The 22,438-nt window shown below is 62.0% G+C and carries 15 protein-coding genes; 10 read left to right on the forward strand and 5 right to left on the reverse strand.

Going from position 1 to position 22,438, the window contains the following annotated elements; all coding sequences use genetic code 11:
• From FHT97_RS11710 to FHT97_RS11755, 10 genes are all read left to right on the forward strand, one after another.
• Window positions 1-2,418, forward strand: coding sequence for a circularly permuted type 2 ATP-grasp protein (locus FHT97_RS11710; RefSeq protein ID WP_183862297.1), 2,418 nt, complete (start codon window positions 1-3; stop codon window positions 2,416-2,418).
• On the forward strand, window positions 2,415-3,302 hold the full coding sequence (locus tag FHT97_RS11715; protein WP_183862298.1) for a transglutaminase family protein: 888 nt from the start codon (window positions 2,415-2,417) through the stop codon (window positions 3,300-3,302). The genes FHT97_RS11710 and FHT97_RS11715 overlap by 4 nt, the downstream gene beginning before the upstream one ends.
• Before the next feature lie 171 nt (window positions 3,303-3,473).
• Window positions 3,474-4,664, forward strand: coding sequence for a TadE/TadG family type IV pilus assembly protein (locus FHT97_RS11720; protein ID WP_183862300.1), 1,191 nt, complete (start codon window positions 3,474-3,476; stop codon window positions 4,662-4,664).
• Window positions 4,665-4,940: 276 nt separating this feature from the next.
• The gene (locus FHT97_RS11725) at window positions 4,941-7,403 is read left to right on the forward strand and encodes a glycogen/starch/alpha-glucan phosphorylase (protein WP_183862302.1); all 2,463 of its coding nucleotides are present in this window, start codon (window positions 4,941-4,943) and stop codon (window positions 7,401-7,403) included.
• Window positions 7,400-9,607, forward strand: coding sequence for a 1,4-alpha-glucan branching protein GlgB (glgB, locus tag FHT97_RS11730; RefSeq protein WP_183862304.1), 2,208 nt, complete (start codon window positions 7,400-7,402; stop codon window positions 9,605-9,607). The genes FHT97_RS11725 and glgB overlap by 4 nt, the downstream gene beginning before the upstream one ends.
• A 20-nt stretch (window positions 9,608-9,627) precedes the next feature.
• Window positions 9,628-10,890: a glucose-1-phosphate adenylyltransferase gene (glgC, locus tag FHT97_RS11735; RefSeq protein ID WP_016557061.1), complete on the forward strand. Its 1,263-nt coding sequence runs from the start codon at window positions 9,628-9,630 to the stop codon at window positions 10,888-10,890.
• 3 nt (window positions 10,891-10,893) lie between these two features.
• Complete coding sequence (glgA, locus tag FHT97_RS11740) at window positions 10,894-12,336, forward strand: glycogen synthase GlgA (protein WP_183862306.1); 1,443 nt, start codon at window positions 10,894-10,896, stop codon at window positions 12,334-12,336.
• A gap of 6 nt (window positions 12,337-12,342) precedes the next feature.
• Entirely contained in the window at window positions 12,343-13,974 is a 1,632-nt protein-coding gene (locus tag FHT97_RS11745) for an alpha-D-glucose phosphate-specific phosphoglucomutase (protein ID WP_183862308.1), read from the forward strand.
• A gap of 7 nt (window positions 13,975-13,981) precedes the next feature.
• On the forward strand, window positions 13,982-15,949 hold the full coding sequence (glgX, locus tag FHT97_RS11750; protein WP_183862310.1) for a glycogen debranching protein GlgX: 1,968 nt from the start codon (window positions 13,982-13,984) through the stop codon (window positions 15,947-15,949).
• Window positions 15,950-16,036: 87 nt separating this feature from the next.
• Window positions 16,037-16,522, forward strand: coding sequence for a MaoC family dehydratase (locus tag FHT97_RS11755; protein ID WP_016557057.1), 486 nt, complete (start codon window positions 16,037-16,039; stop codon window positions 16,520-16,522).
• 36 nt (window positions 16,523-16,558) lie between these two features.
• Here FHT97_RS11755 and FHT97_RS11760 read toward each other — a convergent pair whose 3' ends face one another.
• The 5 genes from FHT97_RS11760 to FHT97_RS11780 form a co-directional block, all read right to left on the reverse strand.
• Window positions 16,559-16,954 carry a VOC family protein gene (locus FHT97_RS11760; protein ID WP_183862312.1) on the reverse strand — a complete coding sequence of 132 codons (396 nt, stop codon included), beginning with the start codon at window positions 16,952-16,954 and terminating at the stop codon, window positions 16,559-16,561.
• Window positions 16,955-17,105: 151 nt separating this feature from the next.
• Window positions 17,106-17,654 carry a sarcosine oxidase subunit gamma gene (locus tag FHT97_RS11765; protein WP_183862314.1) on the reverse strand — a complete coding sequence of 183 codons (549 nt, stop codon included), beginning with the start codon at window positions 17,652-17,654 and terminating at the stop codon, window positions 17,106-17,108.
• Entirely contained in the window at window positions 17,647-20,640 is a 2,994-nt protein-coding gene (locus tag FHT97_RS11770) for a sarcosine oxidase subunit alpha (RefSeq protein WP_183862315.1), read from the reverse strand. Before FHT97_RS11770 ends, FHT97_RS11765 begins: the two co-directional genes overlap by 8 nt.
• Complete coding sequence (locus FHT97_RS11775) at window positions 20,637-20,978, reverse strand: sarcosine oxidase subunit delta (protein ID WP_183862317.1); 342 nt, start codon at window positions 20,976-20,978, stop codon at window positions 20,637-20,639. The genes FHT97_RS11770 and FHT97_RS11775 overlap by 4 nt, the downstream gene beginning before the upstream one ends.
• 12 nt (window positions 20,979-20,990) lie before the next feature.
• The gene (locus FHT97_RS11780; protein ID WP_183862319.1) at window positions 20,991-22,244 is read right to left on the reverse strand and encodes a sarcosine oxidase subunit beta family protein; all 1,254 of its coding nucleotides are present in this window, start codon (window positions 22,242-22,244) and stop codon (window positions 20,991-20,993) included.
• Window positions 22,245-22,438 lie beyond the last annotated feature (194 nt).

Here is a 22,438-nt window from a genome sequence, read left to right on the forward strand (position 1 = left end):
ATGGGCAAGAAACCGACGGCAGAACTGAGGGAAGAGCCAGCGATCCGTACCGGAAACGATGCGGTATCAGACTATGCCCCGCTGCCCGGCGTCGCCGACGAAATGGTCGATACCGACGGCGCCATCCGGCCCGTCTGGCAACGCTTCTTCGCGCATTTGAGCGGAATGCCCGAGAAGGATCTGACCGAGCGCTTCGCCCGCGCCGATCGCTATCTCCGCGATGCCGGCGTGTTCTACCGCGCCTACGGCAGCACCGGCAGCGCCGAGCGCTCCTGGCCGCTGTCGCATGTGCCTGTGCTGATCGACGCCCGCGAATGGGAAGCGGTGTCGGCCGGTCTCGTGCAGCGCGCCGATCTGCTCGAGGCGATCGTTGCCGACATCTATGGTGAGAACCGTCTGGTCGCGGATGGCGTCCTGCCGCCGGCGCTGATCGCCGCCAATCCCGAATACCAGCGTCCGCTCGTTGGCGTCACGCCGGCCGGCGGACACTACCTGCATTTCTGCGCTTTCGAGATCGGCCGCGGTCCTGACGGCAACTGGTGGGTGCTCGCCGATCGCACCCAGGCGCCATCGGGTGCCGGCTTTGCGCTCGAGAACCGCGTTGCAACGACCCGTGCCTTCTCCGACATCTATGCCGAGACGCCGGTCCATCGGCTGGCCTCCTTCTTCGGCGCCTTCCGCGATTCCCTACAGAGCATGAAGCACAGCGGCGATGACCGGATCGCCGTGCTGACCCCCGGCCCCGCCAACGAAACCTATTACGAACACGCCTATATCGCCCGTTATCTCGGCTTCATGCTGCTCGAAGGCGAGGATCTGACCGTTGTCAACGGCAAGGTGATGGTGCGCACCGTCTCCGGCCTGAAGCCGATTACCGTGCTGTGGCGCCGCCTGGATTCGGCCTATGCCGATCCGCTCGAACTGAACCAGAACTCGCATATCGGCACGCCCGGCCTCGTCGAGGCGCTTCGTGCCGAAAGCGTGACGATCGTCAACGCGCTCGGCAGCGGCATCATCGAGACGCGCGCGCTGCTTGCCTTCATGCCGACGATCTGTCGCCAGCTTTTCGGCGAGGAACTGAAGCTTCCGTCGATCGCGACCTGGTGGTGCGGCCAGAAGGGCGAGCGTGAGCATGTGGCCGAGAACATCGAGAAGATGGTCATAGGCCCGGCCTATTCGCGCGCGCCCTTCTTCGACGACAGCGGCGAATCCGTGCTTGGCTCGAGCCTGCGCGCCGCCGCCAAGGATTCGATCGGCGACTGGCTGAACTCCGACGGCGCAAAGCTCGTCGGCCAGGAGGTCGTGACGCTGTCGACGACGCCGGCCTGGATCGGCGGCAAGCTGACGCCGCGGCCGATGTCGCTGCGCGTCTTTGCCGCCCGCACCGCCAATGGCTGGCAGATCATGCCCGGCGGTTTTGCCCGCATTGGCGGCAGCGACGATGTATCAGCGATCGCCATGCAATCGGGTGGCGCGGCCGCCGACGTCTGGATCGTCAGCGACAAGCCGGTCGAGCGCCATACGCTGCTGCCGGCCGAAGGCAGCTTCACCCGCAACATGCCGGGCAGCCTGCCAAGCCGCGCCGCCGACAACCTCTTCTGGCTCGGCCGCTATATCGAACGCGCCGAAGGGGCGCTGCGCATCCTGCGCGCCTGGCACGCCCGCTTCGCCGAGGCTGCCGATCCGAACCAGCCACTCCTAGCCGACGTGTCAGCCTATCTGGCGGCCGTCGACATCGACACGGCAGATGCCGTCCCGGAAAATCTCCTGCGCAACATCGACAGCGCCGTCTATTCCGCCAGCAACATCCGCGACCGCTTCTCACCGGACGGCTGGCTGGCGCTGACCGATCTGGCCAAGACCGCGCGGCGCTTCCACGAGACCATCCTGCCCGGCGACGACGCCAGCCATGCCATGACCGTGCTCTTGCGTAAGCTCGCCGGTTTCGCGGGCCTTGTGCACGAAAACATGTATCGCTTCACCGGCTGGCGCTTTCTCTCGCTTGGTCGCCATATCGAACGTGGCCTGCACATGACGCGCCTGCTCGGCCACATGTCGGGCCCGGACGCCCCCGACGGCGCGCTCGACATGCTGCTCGAGATCGGTGACAGCGTCATGACCCATCGCCGCCGATACAACGTTAACACCGCGCGCCTGACGGTCACCGATCTCTTGGCGCTCGATCCGCTCAATCCGCGCTCAATCCTCTTCCAGATGAACGAGATCCACCGCGAGGTGGAGCAACTGCCGAACGCCTTCGTCAACGGCCAGATGTCACCCTTCTATCGCGAGGCGATGCGGCTGCACTCCGGCCTTGCCGTGATGACGCCGGAGACGATGAGCGTCGATGTCTATCGTCGCTTGGAGCGCGAGCTGGAACAGCTGTCCGACCTTCTTGCCCACACATATCTCGGGTGACCCTGGTGCTCTACGATCTCTCGCTGCACATGGGTTACATCTACGATACGCCGGCTTCTGGCGCGCGCCACATCATGCGGCTGATGCCGCTGTCGCTGCCAAACCGCCAGCGGCTGATCGCCGGCTCGATAAAGGTCTCGCCGACACCCGACGAGCAAGCGCATTTCACCGATTTTTTCGAGCATCCGGCAACCTCCTTCCTAGTGAGGGCACCACACGAAAAGCTCGACATTCGCATGCACGCCCGTGTGCAGGTGGAGAGCCACTCGATCACGGCTGATTTTTCTCCCCTGCTTGCGGAGCTTCCGGATGAGATCGCAGGGGTCTGGTCGTTGAAACCCGACGCCCCGCACCACTTCCTCGGCAACAGCCCGCGCCTGTTGGAAACCCGCGCCATCTCGGACTATGCGAAGGCCCGTGCCGAGTCGTCATTGACCGTGCTGCAGATCGCCACCGCGCTCTGCACGCAGATCTATCGCGACTTCACCTACGATGCCGAGGCGACGACGGTAGACAGCACTCCGCTCGAAGCCTTCCAGTTGAAAAGCGGCGTCTGCCAGGACTTCGTGCATGTCATGATCCTTGCGCTGCGCAGCCTCGGCATTCCGGCAGGCTATGTCTCCGGCTTCCTGCGCACCATCCCCCCGCCCGGCAAGGAACGGCTGGAGGGCGCCGACGCCATGCATGCCTGGGTCAGGGTCTGGTGCGGCGAAACGATCGGCTGGGTCGAACTCGACCCGACCAACAACATCCCGGCCGGCACCGACCACATCGTCGTTGCCTATGGCCGCGACTATTCAGACGTGGCCCCGGTCATTGGCGTGCTGAAGAGCTACGGTGGGCAGCGCGCTGTGCAGGCGGTGGATGTCGTTCCGCTGAGTTGACACACGCCATAAGCGCACACATTAACTCGAAAGATCGCTCAGAAAGCGCATTTCACCCAAGCGGCGCGCAAGAAAGCGACATTCCGTTAAAATCTTAACGACTTGATAAAGGTGAACTCAAGAATTGCCAGGCATGAATGAGGCATTATTGGGGCACTAACTCAGGTGAACATGATGAGCACCTTTCAAGGACTGAAGTCGAGCCTGTCTCGGCTACAGAAAGATCGCAGTGGCAACTTCGGAATGGTGACCGCCATCGTCGTCCCGGTTCTGATCGGGACCGCCGGCGTCGCAATCGACTTTTCCAACATGGTCCTGCAGCAGCGCCAGCTTCAGGAGGCTTCCGATGCGGCCGCGCTTGCAGCGGCCACGGCGCTTGCAAAAGGTACGGTCGCTGATGGCACCGCGGCCGAAGCTTTGGCGAAAGATTTCGTCGTCGGTCAGATGGCGAACTATATGAGTAGTACCGATGCGGCCTCCCTGAAAAACTCAACAACGGCTTCTGTCACGACGACCACCACGGCCACCAGCAAGAGCTATAAGGTCAAGGTCGACGCTGCTTATGCGATGAGTTTGACTCCGTTGATGAATGTGCTCGGCAAGAAAACGGTCAACATCGCGACCTCCAGCTCAACGAGCAGCGGCACGAGCGAAGTAAAGAGCGCTTTGTCTATGACCCTTGCTCTCGACGAGTCAGGTTCGATGCTGGCTGACACGACGACCAAGCTGAACAACAACAAGTGCGACCACTACAACACCAGCGGCACCAAGATCGGCAGTTCCAGTCCGTGCTACGTCAAGAAGATTGATGCCTTGAAGACGGCTGCGAATTTGCTTCTGGATCAGTTGGATAAAGCCGATCCAACCTCCAAGTATGCGCGCACGAACGCAATTGGCTGGAGCAGCAAAATTCAAGTATCAAGCAAGTTTGCCTGGGGCACCTCTCAAACGAGAAACAGCGTCATTAACGTCTTGTCGGCGGGTGGCGGCACGGAATCGGCTGCACCTATGAAAGCGGCGCTTGACGGGCTGACAACCACCGGCTCCACGTCAGAAACGCAGATTCAACAGCAAGCCGGAAACGAAAAGCTTACAAAATATATTGTATTAATGACTGACGGTGAAAACAACGCTTCGTCGTCCGATACAAAAACCCTGGAATACTGCACCGACGCGAAGCAAAAGGGCATCAAAATCTACTCGGTGGCTTTCATGGCGCCCACCGCCGGAAAGAACCTCCTCCTCAGTTGCGCGAGCGGTGCCGGCTACTACTTCCAGGCGGAAAGCATGACCGACCTGCTGGGAGCGTTTACGGCGATTGGCTCGGAAGCTGCCTCGGACAAGGTGCTGGTCACCCAATAGACGGCAAGCTATCACCCTCAAACGAAAAGCCGCTCCGGAACAAACCGGAGCGGCTTTTCGTTTGCCTGCGAAATCGCGCGTATGAAAATCGGAAAACCGATTGAAATCAAGTTCTTTCCGCTGCCAGGCGGCGCGCTTGGCCAATTTTTTCGTTTGGGTAATTCCTTTGTTGCAACTGCGTAGTAACGATGCATAAACTGCGTCTTTAGTGCGCGGTAAACCGATTGAAATTGGCATAACGTACTGAAACCGAACCGAAATTGGCGAGGACTAACGATGAATACCGTTTCGAAGCCGACGATCCCCTCCCCCGCGCCCCGCAGTTCCAAACCGGAAATTCTCGCCGAAGAAATCATTGAACGCCTGACCTACCGCATCGGCAAGGACGCGAAGGTCGCCAAGCCGCATGACTGGCTGACCGCCACCATTCTCGTCATCCGCGACCGCATCATCGACAAGTGGATGGAATCGACCCGCAAGGTCTATTCGACCGGCGACAAGCGCGTTTACTATCTATCCCTCGAATTCCTGATCGGCCGCTTGATGCGCGATGCGGTCTCGAACCTCGGCCTGATGGAGCAGGTTCGCGATGCACTGACCTCGCTCGGTGTCGATGTTTCCGTCATTGCCGGCCTCGAGCCCGACGCTGCGCTCGGCAACGGCGGCCTTGGCCGTCTCGCCGCCTGTTTCATGGAAAGCATGGCGACCGTCGATGTGCCGGCCTATGGCTACGGCATCCGTTACGTGCACGGCCTCTTCCGCCAGCAGCTTGCCGACGGCTGGCAGGTAGAGTTGCCGGAAAGCTGGTTGGCGCACGGCAACCCCTGGGAATTCGAGCGCCGGGAAAGCGCCTACGAAATCGGCTTCGGCGGGACGGTCGATGTCGTCAACAACCCCGAGGGCGAGCCGCGGTATGTCTGGAAACCGGCCGAGCGCGTCATCGCCGCCGCCTTTGACACCCCCGTCGTTGGCTGGCGCGGCAAGCGGGTCAACACGCTGCGCCTCTGGTCGGCCCAGCCGATCGACCCGATCTTGCTGGATGCCTTCAACGCCGGTGACCACATCGGCGCGCTGCGCGAAAGCAACAAGGCCGAAAGCCTGACGCGCGTTCTCTACCCGGCTGATGCGACACCCGCCGGCCAGGAGCTGCGTCTGCGCCAGGAGTTCTTCTTCTCCTCCGCATCGCTGCAGGACATTTTGCGCCGTCACCTGCAGCAGTACGATGATTTCACCTCGCTGCCGGACAAGGTGGCGATCCACCTGAACGATACGCATCCCGCCGTCTCGGTTGCCGAACTGATGCGCCTGCTGTGCGATGTTCACGGCCTCGACTTCGACCAGGCCTGGGATATCACTCGGGGCACGATTGGATACACCAACCACACGCTCCTACCAGAAGCCTTGGAAAGCTGGCCGATCCCGCTCTTCGAGCGCCTGCTGCCACGCCACATGCAGATCATCTACGCGATCAACGCGAAGGTCCTCGTCGAAGCGCGCAAGACCAAGACATTTTCGGAGACGGAAATCCGCTCGATTTCCCTAATCGAGGAAAGTGGCGAGCGCCGCGTCCGCATGGGCAATCTCGCCTTCGTCGGCGCCCATTCGATCAATGGCGTTTCGGCTCTCCACACCGATCTGATGAAGGTCACGGTGTTTGCCGATCTGCACAAGCTCTATCCCGACCGCATCAACAACAAGACGAACGGCATCACGCCGCGCCGCTGGCTGCAGCAGTGCAATCCCGGCCTGACCTCCCTGATTCGTGAAACGATCGGCGACGACTTCCTCGACGACGCCGAGAAGCTGAAGCCACTGGACAAGTTCGCGAAGGATGCAAGCTTCCAGGAGAAGTTTGCGGCCGTGAAGCGCGCCAACAAGGTGGCCTTGTCGAACCTCGTCGCCAGCCGCATGGGCATCAAGCTCGATCCGTCGGCGATGTTCGATATCCAGATCAAGCGCATCCACGAATACAAGCGCCAGCTCCTGAACATCATCGAGGCCGTCGCGCTTTACGACCAGATCCGCTCGCACCCCGAGCTGGACTGGGTTCCGCGCGTCAAGCTTTTCGCCGGCAAGGCGGCGCCGAGCTACCACAACGCCAAGCTGATCATCAAACTGATCAATGACGTGGCCCGCACGATCAACAATGACCCGGCCGTCCGCGGCCTGCTGAAAGTGGTCTTCGTCCCGAACTACAACGTCTCGCTCGCCGAGGTGATGGTGCCCGCCGCCGACCTTTCCGAGCAGATCTCGACCGCTGGCATGGAAGCCTCCGGTACCGGCAACATGAAGTTTGGCCTCAACGGCGCTCTGACGATCGGCACGCTCGATGGCGCCAACGTCGAAATGCGCGATCATGTCGGCGAGGACAACATCATCATCTTCGGCCTGCGTGCCGACGAGGTCGCCGCCGCCCGTGCCGATGGCCACAATCCCCGCGCCATCATCGAGGCGTCGCGCGAGCTATCGCAGGCGCTCCAAGCCATCAGCTCCGGCGTGTTCTCGCATGACGATCGAAACCGGTACTCCGCGTTGATCGAAGGCATCTATGCCCATGACTGGTTCATGGTGGCCGCCGATTTCGATGCATACGCCCAAGCCCAGCGCGAAGTCGACCAACTCTGGACCGATCCGTCCACGTGGAGTTCGAAGGCGATCTGCAACACGGCCCGTATGGGCTGGTTCTCGTCCGACCGCACGATCCGTCAATACGCCAAGGAAATCTGGAGAGCCGGATGAAAACGCCGAAAGCCACCCCTGAAGTCAGACTTCCCTGGGAGATTTCGGCAGACGAGATAGCGGCAATCCTCGCAGGGTCGCATTCCAATCCATTCGCGGTTCTGGGCGTCCACAAATCAGGCGACGCCTATGTGGCCCGCTGCTTCATTCCGGGTGCCGAAGAGGTGACGGCGATGACGCTCGACGGCAGCGTCATTGGCGAACTGAAGCTACAACATCCTGACGGCTTTTTTGCCGGTGCGGTCTCGGTGACGAAGCAGCGACCGGTGCGCTATCGGGCACGGCGCGGCGATGCCGAATGGGCGGTCACCGATCCATACAGCTTCGGGCCGGTCCTCGGACCGATGGATGACTATTATGCGCGCGAGGGCTCGGACCTGCGCCTCTTCGACAAGATGGGCGCGCACTGGATCAACCACGAAGGCGCACAGGGTATCCATTTCGCCGTCTGGGCGCCGAACGCCCAACGCGTCTCAGTGGTCGGAGATTTCAACGGCTGGGATGGCCGCCGTCACGTCATGCGGTTCCGTTCCGGCGCCGGCATCTGGGAAATCTTTGCGCCCGATGTCCCCACCGGTGTTGCCTACAAGTTCGAAATCCGCGGCCAGGACGGCGTCCTTCTGCCGCTAAAGGCCGATCCGTTCGCACGACGCAGCGAGTTGCGCCCGAAGACCGCCTCGGTCGCGGCCCCTGAACTGCTGCAGGAATGGGACGACGAGGCGCACCTGAAGCACTGGGGGACGACCGACAAGCGCCGTCAGCCGATCTCGATCTACGAGGTGCATGCGGGCTCCTGGCAGCGGCGCGACGACGGTTCGTTCCTCTCCTGGGACGAACTTGCCTCTCGCCTGATTCCCTACTGCGTCGACATGGGGTTCACCCACATCGAGTTCCTGCCAATCACCGAACATCCCTACGATCCATCCTGGGGATACCAGACGACGGGGCTCTATGCGCCGACCGCCCGCTTCGGCGAGCCCGAGGGTTTCGCCCGCTTCGTCAACGGCTGCCACAAGGTCGGTATCGGCATCATCCTCGATTGGGTACCGGCCCACTTCCCGACCGACGAACACGGCCTCGGCTGGTTCGACGGCACGGCGCTCTACGAACACGAGGACCCGCGCAAGGGCTTTCATCCCGACTGGAACACGGCGATCTACAATTTCGGCCGCACCGAGGTCGTCTCCTATCTCGTCAACAATGCGCTCTACTGGGCGGAGAAGTTCCATCTCGACGGGCTGCGCGTCGATGCCGTGGCCTCGATGCTCTACCTCGATTATTCCCGCAAGCATGGTGAATGGATACCGAACGAGTACGGCGGCAATGAAAATCTGGAGGCGGTGCGCTTCCTGCAGAACATGAATACCCGCATCTACGCTGAACATCCTGGTGTCATGACCATCGCCGAGGAATCGACCTCCTGGCCGAAGGTCTCGCAGCCGGTACACGAAGGCGGCCTCGGCTTCGGCTTCAAGTGGAACATGGGCTTCATGCACGACACGCTGAGCTACATGAGCCGCGAGCCGATCCATCGCAAGCATCACCACAACGAGCTGACCTTCGGCCTGCTTTATGCCTACTCCGAAAACTTCGTGCTGCCGCTCTCGCACGACGAGGTGGTGCACGGAAAAGGCTCGCTGATCGCCAAGATGCCCGGCGACGACTGGCAGAAGTTCGCCAATCTGCGGGCCTACTACGCCTTCATGTGGGGCTATCCGGGCAAGAAGCTGCTGTTCATGGGTCAGGAATTCGCGCAGTGGAGCGAATGGAACGAAGCGACGTCACTCGATTGGAACCTGCTGCAATACCGCATGCACGAAGGCATGCGGCGGCTGGTGCGCGACCTGAACTTCACCTACCGCAGCAAGCCGGCACTGCACGCCCGCGATTGCGAGGGTGACGGTTTCGAGTGGCTGATCGCCGATGACCACGAGAATTCGGTCTTCGCCTGGCTGCGCAAGGCACCGGGGGAGAAGCCGGTTGCCGTCATCTGCAACCTGACGCCGGTTTATCGCGAAAACTATACGGTGCGCCTGCCGATCGAGGGGCGGTGGCGCGAAATCCTGAATACCGATGCCGACATTTACGGCGGCAGCGGCAAGGGCAATGGCGGTCGCGTTCAGGCCGTCAACGCCGGCGGCAGCATTGCCGCGTCGATCACCTTGCCGCCCTTGGCGACGATCATGCTTGAACCTGAGAACTGACGACTGGTGGGAGGATAAAAATGGTAGAAAAACGCGTTCAGCCACTTGCCCGCGACGCAATGGCCTATGTTCTCGCTGGCGGCAGGGGGAGCCGCCTGAAGGAACTCACCGATCGCCGCGCCAAGCCGGCGGTCTATTTCGGCGGCAAGACCCGCATTATCGACTTCGCGCTGTCGAACGCCTTGAACTCGGGTATCCGACGAATCGGCGTCGCCACCCAGTACAAGGCGCACTCACTGATCCGACACATGCAGCGCGGCTGGAACTTCTTCCGCCCCGAGAGAAACGAAAGCTTCGACATTCTGCCGGCCTCCCAGCGCGTCTCCGAGACGCAATGGTATGAAGGTACAGCCGATGCCGTCTACCAGAACATCGACATCATCGAGGACTACGGCGTCGAATACATGGTCATTCTCGCCGGCGACCATGTCTACAAGATGGACTATGAATACATGCTGCAACAGCATGTGGATTCCGGTGCCGATGTGACTATCGGCTGCTTGGAGGTGCCGCGCATGGAAGCCGTCGGCTTCGGCGTCATGCATGTCGACACGACCGACCGGATCATCGACTTCGTCGAAAAGCCCGCGGATCCGCCCGGCATCCCCGGCAATCCGGATTTTGCCCTTGCCTCGATGGGCATCTACGTCTTTCACACCAAGTTCCTGATCGATGCACTGCGCCGCGACGCAGCCGACCCGAACTCCAGCAAGGACTTCGGCAAGGACATCATCCCCCACATCGTCAAGAACGGTAAGGCCGTCGCCCATCGCTTCGCGCAGTCCTGCGTGCGCTCCGATTTTGAGCACGAGCCCTACTGGCGCGACGTCGGCACGATCGACGCCTACTGGCAGGCCAACATCGACCTGACCGCAGTGGTTCCGGAACTGGATATTTACGACAAGTCTTGGCCGATCTGGACCTACGCCGAGATCTCACCGCCGGCCAAGTTTGTCCACGACGACGAAAGCCGCCGTGGCTCGGCGACGTCATCGGTCGTCGCCGGCGACTGCATTATCTCCGGCGCGACCCTTCACAGAAGTCTGCTTTTCACCGGTGTGCGCGCCAACTCCTATTCCAAGCTGGACGGCGCGGTCGTGCTGCCGAGCGTCAAAATCGGACGGCACGCGCAACTCAGCAACGTCGTGATCGATCACGGCGTCATCATACCGGAAGGTCTGATCGTCGGTGAGGATCCGGTCCTCGACGCCAAGCGCTTCCGCCGCAGCGAGGGTGGCATTTGCCTCATTACGCAGCCGATGATCGACAAGCTGGGTATGTGAGACATGAAAGTTCTTTCGGTTTCGTCCGAAGTCTTCCCGCTCATCAAGACAGGGGGCCTCGCCGACGTGGCGGGCGCCCTGCCGATCGCGCTCAAGCGTTTCGGCGTCGAAACCAAGACCCTCATGCCCGGCTATCCGGCTGTGATGAAGGCGATCCGCAATCCGGTTGTCCGGCTTCAGTTCGATGATCTGCTCGGCGAGCCCGCGACAGTCCTCGAAGCGGAGCATGAGGGGATCGATATCCTCGTGCTCAATGCGCCCGCTTATTACGACCGCACGGGAGGCCCCTATCTCGATGCGACCGGTCGGGACTATCCCGACAACTGGCGTCGTTTCGCAGCGTTGTCGCTGGCCGGTGCCGAGATTGCCGCGGGTTTGATGCCGGGCTGGCGACCCGATCTCGTGCACACGCACGATTGGCAGTCGGCGATGACCTCGGTTTACATGCGCTACAACCCGACGCCGGAGTTGCCGAGTGTTCTGACGATCCACAATATCGCGTTCCAGGGACAGTTCGGCGCGGATATCTTTCCGGGTCTACGCCTGCCGCCGCACGCCTTCGCAACCGAAAGCATCGAATATTACGGCAATCTCGGCTTCCTGAAGGGCGGCCTGCAAACCGCCCACGCCATCACGACCGTTAGTCCCTCCTACGCCGGCGAGATCCTGACCCCGGAGTTCGGCATGGGCCTCCAGGGCGTCATCGCAAGCCGAATTGATTCCTTGCATGGCATCGTCAACGGCATCGATACCGACGTCTGGAACCCGTCGACCGATCCCGTTGTCCACACCCACTACAATGGCACGACGCTGAAGAGCCGCGTCGAAAACCGTACCTCGATTGCCGAGTTCTTCGGGCTTCACAACGACAACGCACCGATTTTCTGCATCATCAGCCGCCTCACCTGGCAGAAGGGCATGGACGTCATCGCCGCTACCGCGGATGAGATTGTCGACATGGGCGGAAAGCTTGCGATACTTGGTTCCGGAGATGCAGCAATCGAAGGTTCGCTGCTTGCCGCCGCGGCCCGCCATCCGGGTCGAATCGGCGTCTCCATCGGTTACAACGAGCCGATGTCGCACCTCATGCAGGCCGGCTGCGACGCCATCATCATCCCTTCGCGTTTCGAACCCTGCGGCCTGACACAGCTTTACGGCCTGCGCTACGGCTGCGTGCCGATCGTCGCTCGCACCGGTGGCTTGAACGACACCGTCATCGACGCCAATCATGCTGCTCTTGCAGCGAAAGTGGCAACCGGGATACAATTCTCGCCTGTGACGGCATCGGGCCTGTTGCAGGCCATTCGCCGTGCGTTACATCTCTACGCCGATCAAAAAGTCTGGACCCAATTGCAAAAGCAGGGCATGAAATCGGATGTCTCGTGGGAAAAGAGCGCCGAGCGCTACGCTGCCCTCTATTCAAGCCTCGCCCCCAAAGGCAAGTGAGAGAAAATGATAAAATCCGTATCCACTACGCCCTACCAGGATCAAAAGCCGGGCACGTCCGGCCTCCGAAAGAAGGTTCCGGTATTCCAACAGCCGAACTATGCCGAGAACTTCATCCAGTCGATCTTCGATTCGCTGGAAGGGTTTCAGGGCAAGTGCCTCGTCATCGGTGGCGACGGACGCTACTACAATCGCGAAGTCATCCAGAAGGCGATCAAGATGGCCGCCGCCAATGGCTTCGGCAAGGTGATCGTCGGCAAGGGCGGTATCCTGTCCACCCCGGCAGCCTCGCACATCATCCGCAAATACAAGGCTTTTGGCGGCATCATCCTGTCGGCCAGCCATAACCCCGGCGGCCCGACCGAAGACTTTGGCATCAAATACAACATCAGCAATGGCGGCCCGGCACCGGAGAAGATCACCGACGCGATCTATGCGCGAACGAAGGTGATCGACACCTACAAGATCGCCGATTTCGCAGACGTCAATCTCGACCGCATCGGCAAGGACGAACTGCCGGGCGGCATGATTCTCTCCGTGCTCGATTCGGTGGAAGATTACACGGCACTCATGGAAGAGCTGTTTGACTTCCCCGCGATCCGCAACCTCATCAGCCTTGGTTTCCGCATCGCCTTCGACGCGATGAGCGCCGTCACCGGCCCCTACGCCAAGGAGATCTTCGAAAATCGCCTCGGCGCGCCGTCCGGCTCGGTCCGCAATTTCATGCCGCTGCCCGATTTCGGCGGCCACCATCCGGATCCGAATCCGGTTCATGCCAAGGAACTCTACGACGAGATGATGGGCGACGACGCGCCTGATTTCGGCGCGGCGTCCGATGGTGACGGAGACCGCAATCTCATCATCGGCCGCGGCATCTTCGTCACGCCCTCCGATAGCCTTGCGATTCTCGCCGCCAACGCCAATCTCGCGCCCGGTTATTCGGGCGGCCTCGCCGGCATCGCCCGCTCCATGCCGACATCAGGCGCTGCCGACCGCGTGGCCGAGCGCCGCGGCATCGGCATGTACGAGACCCCGACCGGCTGGAAGTTCTTCGGCAACCTGCTCGACGCCGGCATGGCGACGATCTGCGGCGAGGAAAGCGCCGGCACCGGCTCCAACCACGTGCGCGAGAAGGACGGCCTTTGGGCGGTTCTGCTGTGGCTGAATATTCTCGCGGTGCGTGGTGAAAGCGTGCAAGAGATCGTCACGCAGCACTGGCAGACCTACGGCCGAAACTACTATTCGCGTCACGATTACGAGGGCGTGGACACCGAGGCAGCAAATGGCCTGGTGGCAAATCTGCGCAGCCAGCTCGCTTCGCTGCCCGGCCAGAGCTTCGGTCCGCTGAAGGTCGAGAAGGCGGACGACTTTGCCTATCACGACCCGGTCGACAAGTCGGTCAGCGAGCATCAGGGCATTCGCATCCTGTTCGAGGGCGGCTCGCGTGTCGTCTTCCGCCTTTCCGGAACCGGAACATCTGGCGCCACTCTGCGCGTTTATCTCGAGCGATACGAGGCGGATTCCACCCGTCACAACATCGAGACGCAGCATGCGCTAGCCGACATTATCGCTGCCGCGGAGACCATCGCGGATATCCGCAGCCGCACTGGCCGCGACGCTCCCTCCGTGATTACCTGACCGGAACATGGCGGCGAACAAGACCCGGCAAGGCGGAGCAACCCTCTTCGAGACCGGCGTCGATTTCGCCGTGTGGTCGCATAATTCAGGACAGATCGAACTGTGCCTGTTCGGCGACGACGACAAGGAACTGGCCCGCTTGCCGATGGAGCGAGGCGATGACCACGTGCATCGCCTCTTCGTCGACGGATTGAAGGAAGGCGCGCGCTACGGCTATCGTGCCGACGGTGTCTACGCCCCCGATAGCGGCCTCTGGTTCGATCCATCGAAGCTTCTCGTCGATCCCTATGCCAAGGAACTCGATCGCCCGTTTAGCCACGATCCGCTGCTCGGTAGCTTCGGCGCCGACACGCAGCATCTGGTGCCGAAGGCTATTGTCACCCGCGATGTGCCGGTGAAGCAAACAAAGCCGCTCTTCGAGCCGGGTGGCTTCGTCTACGAGGTCGCTGTTCGCTCCTTTACCAAGCTGCATCCGGATGTACCCGAAGCCCAGCGCGGCACGGTCGCCGCCTTGGCGCATCCCTCGGTGATCGCCCACCTGAAGCGGATCGGCGTCGATGCCGTCGAGCTCATGCCGATCACCGCCTGGATCGATGAGCGCCATTTACCGCCGCTCGGCCTGAGAAACAGCTGGGGCTACAACCCCGTCGCCTTCATGGCGCTCGATCCGCGGCTCGTGCCGGGCGGCATGGCGGAACTTCGCGACACCGTTGCGAAACTCCACGGAGAAGGCATTGCCGTCATTCTTGACCTCGTCTTCAATCATACCGGCGAGAGCGATCGCTTCGGCACGACGCTGTCGCTGCGTGGCCTCGACAATCTCTCCTTCTATCGCCATTTGCCACAGCGCCCCGGCGATCTGGTCAACGATACCGGCACCGGCAACACCGTCGCCTGCGATCACCCCTATATCAGGCAGTTGATCATCGACAGCCTGCGGAATTTCGTGCTCGGCGCCGGGATAGATGGTTTCCGCTTCGACCTTGCCCCCGTCCTAGGCCGCACCGCAAGCGGCTTTGAGGGCACTGGGGAAACGCTGACGGCGATGCTCGCCGACGAGGTTCTAAAAGATCGCGTGATGATCGCCGAGCCTTGGGACATCGGCCCCGGTGGCTATCAGCTCGGCAATTTCCCGGTGCCATTCCTCGAGTGGAACGACCGTGTCCGCGACGATATCAGGTGTTACTGGCGCGGCGACGACTGGAAGACCGGCCCATTGGCGACTGCGCTTGCAGGATCCTCTGACATCTTCGGCCGCAACGGCGGACAGGCGACGCGCAGTGTCAATTTCCTCGCGGCCCATGACGGCTTCACGCTCAACGATCTCGTCTCCTACAGCGGCAAGCACAACGAGGCGAACGGCGAGGAAAACCGCGACGGCCATAATGAAAACCACTCCTGGAATAACGGCATCGAGGGCGAAACTCGCTATCCCGATATCATCCGCCGGCGACGCGACGACCTGAAGGCGCTGCTGTCGACGCTCTTTACCAGCCGCGGCAGCATCATGCTGACGGCGGGCGACGAAGCCGGCCGCACTCAGCGCGGCAACAACAATGCCTACTGCCAGGACAATGAAATCACCTGGATGGATTGGGCAGCGCTCGACGACGAACTCGTTGCCCACACCGCCTTCATCTCCGGCCTGCGCAAGCGCTTCTCCGCCTTCTCTCAAGCAGCCTTCCTCAACGGCAACGGCGATGTCGAATGGATATCGCCTTCAGGCCAGCCGATGACCGTCCAAGAGTGGGAAACCCCGAATTTTTCGACGCTCGGCATGCTACTTGCAACCCGAGACGAGCAAGGCGGCAAGGCCACGCGCTTGGCGGTGCTCTTCAATCGCTCGGGCGGCGAGGAAGTCTTTACGCTCTCTGGCTCCGGCTCTTGGCGGCATCTGGCCCCCGATGCCGCCAAGAAGTCGGTGGCATCGGCCATCGTGCCGCGCCGTTCGGTGGCTTTCTATCTCGAAAGTTGATCAGCCGAGTTCAACCCTGCAATTCCTTGTCGCAATCGTCACAATCCCATTGTAAGGCTTGCGCAGCCGCTTTCTCATGAGGAATCAATGGTCAAGGAAATTTCGCTCGCGGACGTCCGTGGGCTGGTGGGCACTGAAACCGGCCTCTCGGACTGGATCGTCGTCGATCAGACGATGATCGATGCGTTCGCGCATGCGACCAACGACCATCAGTATATCCACGTCGATCCGGAGCGCGCCGCCGCGAGCCCGTTCGGCGGCACAATCGCCCATGGCTTCCTCACGCTCTCCCTGCTCTCGGCCATGAACTACAACGGGTTGCCCAAGGTCCGCGAACAGACGATGGGCATCAACTACGGCTTCGAGAACGTCCGCTTCCTGTCGCCCGTGAAATCAGGCGCGCGCATCCGCGGCCACTTCGTCCTTGCCGAAGCCCGCTTCCGCGGCGCCGGCATGTTGATGACGACCTACGAGGTCTCGATCGAGATCGAGAACGAGAAGAAGCCGGCGTTGACCGCACGCTGGATCACCATCATCCAGTTCGACCCAAAGGACCGGCCTGAGGACGCCTAGCGCCGACCTTAACGAGCGACCATGCGCGGTTCGCGGCTATGGCGCACCGTTGATCTCAACGATGTTGCAATCGGGATCGAGCAGATAGGCTTGCGGAAAACCTGCCGGCCCGTCACGTCTCAGACGCAGCCGCCAGGGATCGCCCTCGGGCGCATCCTCGCGAAAACCCTTGGCGATCAGTCCGCGGATGCAGCCGTCGAAATCATCGGTGCGGAACGCGAAATGTCCGTCGGCCGTGTCTATCGTGGCTGCGCGCCGGAAGGTGCCAGTCGGATGGACGATGAGGTGAACCTGCAGCGCGCCGCAGGCGAACCACGCTCCAACGGTACTGAACGCTGGCCGCTCAATTTGTTCGAGGCCGAACACATCGCGATAGAAGGCGACCGAACGGTCGATGTCCGTGACGACAATGGAAACGTGATGCAGCATCATCGAAGACACCCCGCATTCGTTGCGATGGCGCTCCGATCGGGACCGCGCCCAGCGGATGATGGCACAAATGTCGGCAATCCTGCAACGTGAAGCTGATCGGGGGGCGGCACAAGGGCATTCCCCCGATCAGCAATTGCATCCTGGTTGCACTTCAGTGCCCGGCGTCTTCAGCGCCCTCAGCCAGCAGGCCAAAAACGAAATCCGCGAACGAACGCCAGCACTCGACGCGGAAAGTATCGTCCTCGGTGCGGAAAAGCACGATCTCGGCCTTTCCGAACAGCGTGCGCGAGCAGGCGCCCACGGGGAAGGCCTCGAGCGACAGATCCTGCGGGCAGCCCGCCGAAATTGTCGCTTCCGCCCCGGGACCGGAGACGATGATCGCGACGTTGCGGTGCGAAACGTCGGTTGCCGAATGCAGCACGGCCGACTTGGCGAGCGGCGCCATCAGGTCTGCACCGGCCTCGTCGATGACAAGCCATTCGTCCGGCCCGAGCCAGAGGGCCGCACGGCCACCCTTGCGGCCTGACGTTTTCGGGGACGGCGGGACCGTGACACCGAGCGCGGAGGAAAGAGCCTTGAGCGACTCCGCTGGTGCGCGAAGCGCCACGCGGGTTGCCGCTGGCGCTGCCGTCAACCGTACCGTGGCCGAACCACCGTGACGGCCGGAAAGCACCGACTTGCGAACTGCCGTATCAGCCATTGATGCGGCCTCCTTCCTTGTCAAAGAACACCATATCCGTCACCTCGACGGCAATCGTCTTGTCGGGCATCGGCACGTAGAGCGTCTCGCCCATCCGCTTGCGACCACCGGCGACCAGCGCAAACGCGATCGACTTTCCGAGGTTTTCCGACCAGTAGGACGATGTGACGTGCCCCAGCATCGTCATCGGCTTCGGCTCGTTCGGGTTGGCAACGATCTGCGCGCCCTCCTCGAGCACGATCTTCGGATCCTTGGTGATGAGGCCGACCAGCTGCTTGCGGCCTTCCTTGACCAGATCCGGGCGCTTCAGGCCACGAATGCCGACGAAGTCGGTCTTCTTCTTCGATACCGCCCAGTTGAGGCCGGCATCATCAGGCGTCACGGTACCATCCGTGTCCTGGCCGACGATGATATAGCCCTTCTCGGCGCGCAGCACGTGCATGGTCTCGGTGCCGTAGACGCAGGCGCCGAGCGGCTCGGCATTGGCCCAGACGGCTTCGAGCACCGACTGGCCGTAATCGGCTGGAACGTTGATTTCGAAGCCGGTTTCGCCGGTAAACGACACGCGGAAGAGACGTGCCGGAACGCCCATGACCGTGCACTCGGCAACGCTCATATGCGGGAAGGCCTCGTTGGAGATATCGACGCCCTCGACCAGCGGCGCGATGATCTCGCGCGCCTTCGGACCCTGCACGGCGATAACGGCCCACTGCTCGGTCACCGAGGTCAGCCACACCTTCAGATGCGGGAATTCGGTCTGCAGATAGTCTTCCATGTGATTGAGCACACGCGGCGCGCCGCCCGTCGTCGTCGTCACGTGGAAGCGATCGTCCGCCAGACGCCCGACGACGCCGTCGTCGTAAACGAAGCCATCATCGCGAGTCATGATGCCGTAGCGGCACTTGCCGGGCTTCAGCGTGTCCCAGGCGTTGGTGTACATCAGGTTCATGAACTCGGCGGCGTCAGGCCCGACGACCTCGATCTTGCCGAGCGTTGAGGCATCGAACACGCCAGCCACATCGCGCGCCGTCTTGCATTCGCGCGCGACCGCCTGGTGCATGGTTTCGCCGGCACGCGGATAAAACCACGCGCGCTTCCAGTTGCCGACATCCTCGAACACGGCGCCCTGGGCTTCTTCCCACTGGTGCAGCGGCGTCTTGCGCGTCGGGTCGAACAGATCGCCCCGCGAATGCGCGATCAGCGTACCGTAGGTCACAGGCGTATACGGCGCGCGGAAGGTGGTAAGACCGACCTGCGGGATCTCCTTGCCCAGCATCTCGGCTGCGATCGCCAGGCCGTGCATGTTGGAGAGCTTGCCCTGGTCGGACGCCATGCCGTTCGTGGTGAAGCGCTTGATGTGCTCGATCGAGTGCATGCCTTCGCGCACGGCAAGGCGGATATCCTTGGCGCAGACGTCGTGCTGGAAATCGATGAAGGCCTTGGCGCTGGTCTCGGGACCTGCCCCTTCCGCCGCACCGATCATGCCACCCGTCCACTGATGCGCCTGCTCGGACGAGATGCTGATCTTGCCGCCCGCCTTCTTGCCCGCCGCCTGTGCCATCAGTTCGCCCGCGGCCAGCGATTCCTCGATCGTCTGCTGCAGGTCGTCGGTGCCGTTGCAGGCGCCGACGGAGAGGCAATCCTGCGCATAGGTGCCGGGCAGGAAGCGCTGCGTTTCCGGCTCGAAAGCGACCTTGCCGCGCGACTGCGAGAACAGGTGGACGGAAGGCGTCCAGCCGGCGGAAACCAGCAAGGCATCGACCGCGATCTTGCGTGGCGAGCCGCCGCCGTTGCGGGCAACGGTCATCGACGAGATGCGCAGCTTGCCTGAGGTGTTGACGACCGACTGGCCAGCGAGAACATCGATGCCGAGCGAACGTGCCTCCGCCAGGACCGCCGCGCCCGGCGTCTGCCTGCAATCGACGATCGCCGCGATCTCGACACCTGATCGCTTCAGGTCGAAGGCCGCCTCGTAGGCCGAGTCGTGCGCCGTATAGACGCCGACCTTCTGGCCGACGGCAACGCCGTACTGGTTGAGGTACATGCGCGCGGCCGATGCCAGCATGATGCCCGGACGGTCGTTGTTCGGGAAAACCATGTGGCGCTCGATGGCGCCATTGGCGAGGATGACGCGCTTGGCGCGCAGCTGCCACAGGCGCTCGCGCGGCAGATGGCGGCTCGGGTTTGCGACATGGTCGGTCACGCGCTCGGCGAGACCGATGAAGTTATGATTGTAATAGCCGAAAGCGGTGGTGCGGGTCAAAACCTGCACGTTGCTCATCGCCTTCAGGCTGGCAACCGTCTTCTGTGCCCATTCATAACCATCGAGGCCGTCGATCTTGACGCCGCTGTCAAAACGCAGCGCGCCGCCGACATCGGCCTGCTCGTCGCAGAGGATGACCCTGGCCCCCGATTGCGCTGCCGCGAGCGCTGCCGAAAGACCGGCAACGCCGGCACCGACGACAAGCACGTCACAATGCGCATAGCGGCTGGCATAGTGGTCCGGATCGGCTTCCTTGGGCGCGACGCCGAGACCGGCCGCACGGCGGATCATCGGCTCGTAGACATGCTTCCATGCCGCCTTCGGCCACATGAAGGTCTTGTAGTAGAAGCCGGCCGCGAAGAAGGGGGACATCAGGTTGTTGATGCCGCCGATATCGAAGGAAAGCGACGGGAAACGGTTTTGCGATTCGACGATCATGCCGTCGAACACTTCCTGCACCGTGGCGCGCACGTTCGGCTGCTTGCGGGCGCTGTCGCGCGCCACGTCGATCAGCGCGTTCGGCTCTTCCGCACCGGCCGAGAGAATGCCGCGCGGGCGGTGATACTTGAACGAGCGGCCGACGAGATGGATGTTGTTGGCGATCAGCGCCGAGGCGACGGTATCGCCCTCGAGCGCCGTGTAGCTCTTGCCGTCGAAGGTGAAGCGCGCGGTTCTGGCCGGCGTCAGGCGACCCTTGCCTGCGATACGGTTCGTGCCGCTCATTGTGCCTCTCCTTCGAGTTGTTCGTAGGTCTCGACGGGAGCATGCGGAACGGCGGCCTCGCCGATCGTGGGCTTCGGCTCGCCTGCCTTGTAGGTCATGATGAACTTGTCGCTGATCGTGTCGCGCGCCGCGTTGAAGAAGCGGCCGCAACCGTTGAGGTGGCGCCAGCGTTCGAAGATCAGCCCCTTCGGGTTGTCGCGCAGGAAGAAATATTCCTCGAACGCCTCGTCGGAGATGTCCGCGATATTGGTGGGGCGGGCGATATGCGCATCGCCGGCGCCGCGGAATTCGAGCTCGGAGCGCTCTTCCTGACAGTATGGGCAATAGATAAGAAGCATGGTGTCCTCGTGTCAGTGCGCGACGGCGGCGGCGGCGGCTTCGTCGATCAGACGGCCGGTGCGGAAGCGGTCCAGCGTCAGGCCGGCATTGAACTTGTGCGCCTCGTCGCGGGCAATGAGGTGCGCGAAGAGATTGGCCGAGCCCGGCGTCGCCTTGAAGCCGCCGGTGCCCCAGCCGCAGTTGACGTAGAGCCCCGGAACCGGCGTCTTCGACTGGATGGCCGAACGATCCGGCGTGTTGTCGACGATACCGCCCCACTGGCGCATCATCTTGACGCGGCGGAACATCGGGAAGAGCTCGCAGATGGCATCGAGCGTATGCGTGATGATCTGCAGGCCGCCGGTCTGGCTGTAGGAATTGTACTGGTCGGTGCCGGCGCCGATGACGAGCTCGCCCTTGTCGGACTGCGAGATATAGGCATGCACCGTGTTGGACATGACCACGCAGGGGAAGATCGGCTTCAGCGGTTCGGAGACCAGCGCCTGCAGCGGGCTCGATTGCAGCGGCACGCGCACATCGGCCATCTTCATGACCGTCGTCGTGTGGCCGGCGGCCGAGACACCAACCTTCTTGGCGCCGATGAAGCCGCGATTGGTCTCGACACCGGTAACCCGCCCATCGGGGCCGCGGCGGATACCGGTCACTTCGCAGTTCTGGATGATGTGGACGCCGCGATCGGACGCAGCACGCGCATAGCCCCAGGCCACCGCGTCGTGACGCGCCGTGCCGCCGCGACGCTGGAGTGCTGCACCGTTGATCGGATAGCGGGCGCTGGCGGAGATATCGAGCGGCGGACAATAGGCCTTGGCCTGTTCCGGCGTCAGCCATTCATTGTCGATGCCGTAGAGGCGGTTGGCATGGATATGGCGCTTGAAGGACTGCTGGTCGTGCACATTGTGCGACAGCATCATCACGCCGCGCGGCGAGTACATGACATTGTAGTTGAGATCCTGCGAGAGGTTCTCCCAGAGCTTCATCGAATGCTCGTAGATGTGCATGCTCTCTTCATAGAGATAGTTCGAGCGGATAATGGTCGTGTTGCGGCCGGTATTGCCGCCGCCGAGCCAGCCCTTTTCGAGCACCGCGACATTGGTGATGCCGTGCTCCTTGGCGAGATAGTAGGCCGCACCCAGACCATGCCCGCCGCCACCGATGATGATGACGTCGTATTCAGCGCGCGGCTCCGGCGAGGTCCACTGCTTCTCCCAGCCCTTGTGGCCTCTGAGGGCCTCCCTTGCCACGGCAAAAACCGAGTATCTGCGCATCCGCCTTCATCTCCTTCGGGAAAATGGTCCCTTCTCGTCGGCATACAAATCGCAAATCCAAAAGCGGCACAACGTTTCTTTTGCGACGCGGACCGGCTTTTGTTTTGACACGACGCGAAGAATGAATGAGGTCGCGCGATCTCAGCGCGTCGAAGCAAGCCGAACAGGAATGCTGCAAGTGCCGGCAGTGGCCT

The organism is Rhizobium sp. BK399 (assembly GCF_014194695.1).
Lineage (GTDB): Bacteria > Pseudomonadota > Alphaproteobacteria > Rhizobiales > Rhizobiaceae > Rhizobium.